The 6,289-nt window shown below is 62.8% G+C and carries 2 protein-coding genes; one reads left to right on the forward strand and one right to left on the reverse strand.

What is annotated here, in order from left to right:
• Positions 1-9: 9 nt before the first annotated feature.
• Positions 10-1,017, reverse strand: coding sequence for a sulfate ABC transporter substrate-binding protein (locus ACE3P0_RS15390; protein WP_374403599.1), 1,008 nt, complete (start codon positions 1,015-1,017; stop codon positions 10-12).
• Between the two features lie 518 nt (positions 1,018-1,535).
• On the opposite strand from ACE3P0_RS15390, the gene ACE3P0_RS15395 reads away from it, so the two are divergent.
• Positions 1,536-5,024 carry a carbohydrate binding domain-containing protein gene (locus ACE3P0_RS15395; protein ID WP_374403600.1) on the forward strand — a complete coding sequence of 1,163 codons (3,489 nt, stop codon included), beginning with the start codon at positions 1,536-1,538 and terminating at the stop codon, positions 5,022-5,024.
• Positions 5,025-6,289 lie beyond the last annotated feature (1,265 nt).

Consider the following 6,289-nt stretch of genomic DNA (forward strand, 5'->3'; position numbering starts at 1 on the left):
CGATCGGGATTACTTGCCGTAGATCTGGTCGAACACCCCGCCGTCCGCGAAGTGCGTCTTCTGCGCTTTCTGCCAGCCGCCGAACACCTCGTCGATGGTGAAGAGCCTCACCGGTGCAAACTGCTTGGCGTACTTCGCTGCCACCTTCGCATCACGCGGACGGTAGTAGTGCTTGCCCGCAATCTCCTGCCCCTCGGGCGAGTACAGGTACTGCAAGTAGGCTTCCGCCACCTTGCGCGTGCCCTTCTTGTCGACCACCTTGTCGACCACCGACACCGGCGGCTCTGCGAGGATCGAGATCGACGGCGTGACGATGTCGAACTTGTCGGGACCGAGCTCCTTCACGGCAAGGTAGGCCTCGTTCTCCCACGCGATCAGCACGTCGCCGATGCCGCGCTCGGTGAAGGTGGTGGTAGCGCCGCGGGCGCCGGAATCGAGCACCTTCACGTTCGAGTAGATACGCTTGACGAAGTCACGCGCGCTGGCGTCGGTGCCGCCGGTGTGTTTCAGCGCGTAGCCCCAGGCGGCCAGGTAGTTCCAGCGTGCGCCGCCGGAGGTCTTCGGGTTCGGCGTGATCACTTCGACGCCGCTGCGCGCCAGATCCGCCCAGTCGGAGATCTTCTTCGGGTTGCCCTTGCGCACCAGGAACACGATGGTCGAGGTGTAAGGCGAGGCGTTGTTCGGCAGGCGCTTCTGCCAGTCGGCCGGCAAGGATTTTGCGCGTTCGGCGATCTCGTCGATGTCGTAGGCCAGCGCCAGCGTCACCACGTCCGCATCAAGCCCGTCGATCACGGCGCGCGCCTGCTTGCCGGAGCCGCCGTGGGATTGTTTGAACGTGACGGTCTCGCCCGTCTTGCCCTTCCAGTACTTCGCGAATGCCGCGTTGTAGTCCGTGTAGAGCTCACGCGTCGGGTCGTAGGACACATTGAGCAGCGTGGTGTCGGCGCTTGCCGTGCCGGCAAGGCCAAAGGCGAGTGCCAGTGCGCACAGCGCGTGGCGGGGTCGAAGGATTTGCATCGTGGAGCCTCTCTGGGGTTCGTGCGAAGTCGATGAGGCGACTGTATCGAGCACCCCCCAAACCGAGAACGAAGAAAAATCGATAAGCAATTCCAGATAAGGATTGCCGCCCTGCCGCGATGAACCAGGGCGTCGGCTCACCCTTGCGACCGACGACCGCAATTCCGGCACAAACGATGTCATCGGCATGTTTCACCGTCTGCCCGACCCCGATATGCACCGCCGACGCGGCTTACAGCGCCGCGAGGAAGACCGGGCCGAGGACAAATTCGGACAAGTCCCCCTGCGACAACATATGTATTTTGTATGGGCGCATAAGCAGCACTCATGCATTCGAATCAGCAGCATCTGCGAACAGAGCCATCACAAGCGGCTCTGTAACGCACCAGTCTTGGCGACGACAGCCTGCGCAGCGGAGTCGTCGCCGCGCTGGCGACACCAGGCGGGGCCGCACAAGTGTCTTGAACACAAAAATAACCAAAAACGCCGGCTGCAATTACCACGCTAGAGGAGAAGCAATGAAGGTCTGGAATGCGCACAGCGCACGAGTGCTGTCGGCCGCAATGTTTGCGGCGGCCGGGCACGCGGCGTTCGCCAACTCGGCGATCGTTTATTACAAACCGGCGACGAGCTGGACGACTACCAATATCCATTACGGCGTGAACGGCACCTGGACGAACGTGCCGGGCGTCGCAATGGACAACGCCTGCACCGGCTGGAAGACCAAGACGGTCGACGTCGGCACCGCGACGAGCTGGCTGGTGACCTTCAACAACGGCGCCGGCACCTGGGACAACAACGCGGGCAAGAACTACACCGTCGGCACCGGCATCGTCACGATCAACAACGGCGTCGTGACGACAACCTCACCGTGCGGCGACATCATCCCCCCCACGGTACCGACCGGCCTGACTGCCGGCACGATCGCATCAACCTCGGCCACCTTCAGCTGGACGGCCTCGACCGACAACGTTGGCGTCGTTGCCTACGACATCTACCGCAACGGCAGCAAGATCAATTCGAGCACCACGACGAGCTTCACCGACAGCGGCCTCAGCCCCAACACCGCCTACAGCTACACCGTGTCGGCGCGTGACGCGGCGGGCGGTACATCGGCACAGAGCGCCGCGTTGCCGATCACGACGCTGCCGGCCGGTAGCAACAGCGCGACGGTCTATTACAAGCCGGCCGCTGGCTGGACCTCGATCAACATCCACTACGGCATCAACAACACCTGGACTACGCCGCCCGGCGTGTCGATGAGCCTCGCCTGTACCGGCTGGTATGCGAAGACGGTCAGCCTGGGCGATGCCAGCAGCTTCGCTGCGACCTTCAACAACGGCTCTGGCACCTGGGACAACAACGGCGGCAAGAACTACACGCTGGGCACCGGCAACGTGACCGTCAGCGGCGGCGTGATCGGCGCCGGCAATCCGTGTGCGGGCGTTGACACCAAGCCACCGAGCGTACCGGGCAGCGTTACCAGCACCGGCACGACGGCCAGCTCGATCAGCCTGAGCTGGGCCGCATCGACCGACGATGTCGGCGTGACCGGCTACAACATCTATCGAAACGGCGCGAAGGTCAATTCGAGCGCCACGACGAGCTACACCGACAGCGGGCTCGCCGCCAACACCGCCTACAGCTACACGATCTCGGCCTTCGACGCCGCCAAGAACGAGAGCGCGCAGAGCAGCCCGGCGTTGAGCGTCAGCACCCAGCCCGCCACCGACAGCAACGCGGTCGTGTACTACTACACGGCAACCCGCGGCTGGAGTTCGGTGAACATCCACTACGGCCTCAACGGCACCTGGACGACGCCGCCCGGCACGGCCATGAACGAAGCCGGCTGTACCAACTGGGTCAAGAAGACGGTGAACCTCGGTTCGCTGACCAGCATGAAGGCGGACTTCAACAACGGTTCGACCTGGGACAACAACGGCGGCATCGACTACACCATCAACGCCGGCACGACCACGGTTAAAGATGGCGTGGTAACCACCAACGCCGCGGCGCCGTGCGTCATCGACACCACGCCGCCGAGCAACCCGACGACGCTGGCCGGTACCGCCGACGGCACGACCGTGACGCTGACCTGGGTCGCCTCGACCGACCCTGAAAGCCCGACGATCACCTACTTGATCACGCGTACCGGCGGCAGCGGCACGCAAACCTTCACGGCCACCACGAATCGCTATGTGGATTCGAGCGGTGCGCCGAATACCACCTACAACTACACGGTGGTGGCGAAGAATGCGACCGGACTCAGCTCGGGCGCGAGCAACACCGCGCCGGTCACGACCGGCAACCAGAGCGTGACGAAGAAGCTGTTCAGCTGGGATAACGCCACGGTGTACTTCCTGCTGACCGACCGCTTCGTCAACGGCGACACGACGAACGACCGCTCCTACGGCCGCGAATCGGCCAAGGACGGCACCCCCTTCAGCAACCGCCTCAGCGACCTCCCGGCCGCGTTCCACGGCGGCGACTTGAAAGGCCTGCTCAGCAAGATCAACGAAGGCTACTTCGACAAGCTGGGCATCAACGTCATCTGGATGAGCGCGCCGTACGAGCAGATCCATGGCTTTGTCGCCGGCGATGGCCACAAGCACTATGGCTACCATGGCTACTACGCGCTGGACTTCAGCAGCATGGACAAGAACATGGGCTCGCGCGCCGACCTGCAAGCGGTGGTGGATGCAGCGCACGCCAAGGGCATCCGCATCGTGATGGACGTGGTGATGAACCACGCCGGTTACGACACGCTGAAAGACATGTGGGAATTCGGCTTCGGCGGCCTGAACGGCGGCTGGGAGAGCACCGCGTTCAAGACCGACGATCTGGTCGACTACAACACCCACATCAAGCCCTACATGGATCCGAACAACGCCAACTGGTCGCAGTGGTGGAGCCCGGATTGGCTGCGCGTGAGCAACGGCCTCGTCGGCTACAGCGCCTGTAACGGCACCGACGGCCTCACCGGCTGCGTCGGCTACCTGCCGGACTTCCGCACCGACAACATGTCGGCGGTCGGCCTGCCGCCGCTGCTGGTGAACAAGTGGACCAAGGAAGGCACGCTCAACGACAAGAAGGCATCGCTCGATGCCTGGTTCTCCAAGACCGGCCGCCAGCGCACGCCGGTGAACCACCTCGTGAAGTGGCTGACGGACTATGTGCGTGACTTCGGTATCGACGGCTTCCGCGTCGACACCGCCAAGCACGTCGAACTCGCCAACTGGAAGGTGCTGAAGGACGAAGCGCAGCGTGCGCGCCTCGACTGGATTGCCGCCAATCCGACCAAGGCCGCCCTGCTCTCCGGCGACACCGACTTCTGGATGACAGGTGAAGCGTGGGGCCACGGCACCGACCGCGACGGCTACTTCGACAACGGCTTCGACTCGATGATCAACTTCAACTTCAAGGGTGCGGCCACCAACCTCACCGGGATGGAGGCGACCTACGTCACGCTGGCCGGCGTCAATGCGGACAACAGCAAGCCGTACAACCTGCTCTCCTACATCTCCAGCCACGACGTGGGTCTGTACGACCGCGCCAACCTGAAGACCGGCCTCGCCGCGCTGCTGATGGCGCCTGGCGGTGTGCAGATCTTCTACGGCGACGAGAGCGGCCGTCCGAACCTGTCCTGTTGTGGTGACCATGTGTGGCGCAGCGACATGAACTGGAGCTCGCCGGATACGGCAGCCTTGGCACATGCGCAGAAGCTCGGCAAGTTCCGCAACGCGCACGTCGCAGTCGGCGCCGGCAGCCACCAGAAGCTGGCCGACTCGCCCTACACCTTCGCCCGCAGCAAGGGGACCGACAAGGTTGTAGTCGCCTTCGGCGCCAGCGGCAACGTGTCGCTCAGCGTCGCCGGCGTGTTTGCCGACGGCCTGCTGGTGCGCGACGCCTACACCGGCGCAACCGCCACGGTGTCCGGCGGCCGCGTCAGCGTCACCGCCGACAGCAACGGCGTCGTACTACTGGAAGACGCTGCCACCGTGCAGTAAGCCGAAATACCAGCCGCCCCCGTCGCCGGGGCCGACTGGCAACAAGGCAAAGCCCCGCCCGATGGCGGGGCTTTTTCATGTCTGGCACGGCACCGTGCAAGGTGGTAATCCCAAGCGCTTTCGCCAGAAATATGTCGTTGGGCGCTCAAGGTGAGATCGCACGCTTAGTATTACCAAGCCTTCCGAAGGCTCTCACTTTGAAACCATTTTGAAAAGTTGGCAGTTGGAATGAGAGCATCTCAACTTATCGGCATTCAATTTGAGAGTCTAGTTCCGCTCGATCAGACACGTCACCGATCGCGGCGCATGCACCATATGTCATGAGGCGAGAATCCCGAACACGCCTGGCAGGCGCATGACGGCAACGGTGGGCGCAATCGGCATCACTACTAGGAATGGGCCGCGAAGACGGAGGCCGTCGGCCTCATGCCTCCGGATACGGGCCAGCCGAGCGGCAAGTTCACCGGCGACAAGATTACGCATTCCGGCAGACTTGATCAGTAGTTCCGGTGGTTTCGATTACCCGGCGTCGTGACAGCCGCCGATGATGTTGAGCGGCAGGAGCCTGTGCGTAAAGCGCGGCATCGGCCGAGTCGCCTTAGCGTGTTCTCGGCCAAGGCCAAAACGGAATCGGCTTCGAAGAGTGTGAGCTCGAGGACCACTCCTCTCCACAGCCTCTCGGTAGACGTAGGAGAGCAACTCGGCCATAGCCGACATTGGCGCGGTTGCGCCCCCAGTGCGCACGAACGTCAGCTTTGAAATCCCATGGTCGCGCGTATCGACCCAATCCAGACCTTCGTGCAGCAGAGCCTGTCATCCCTTATAGCTCGCGCGAGCCGACGTTTCTCCAAGAATCGCTCTTATCGTTGGCTTTGGCGTAAGACGCGCGTGAGGTCGCCGATTCATCCCTTGGCGATCATCATCGGCGTCAAGTAATTCAAGCGTTCGTCCGACCTGCCGAATTGTCTCCCGCACTGGGTGTAGATCCGCTTTGTTCTTCCGGTCGTTGGGCTGCGTAGCTCGATTGAGTGAGGGGTACGGACTGCGACACTACAAACGGTCAATCGATGCAGCGCTTGTGGCGTAAGCGTCCGGCGAACCCATCTTGAGACGCGCTCCCGGGGCGTGAAGGATGGTGTCCACCAAGAAAATAGGTGGACACCATGCAAGAGAGTCAGAGTCGGTCGCGTCGCGTGCATAGCGCGTCGTTCAAGGCGCAGGTCGTTACTGAGAGCGAAGCGGCGGGCGCGTCGGTCGCGCAGGTA

It is taken from the genome of Niveibacterium sp. (assembly GCF_041909475.1).
Lineage (GTDB): Bacteria > Pseudomonadota > Gammaproteobacteria > Burkholderiales > Rhodocyclaceae > Niveibacterium.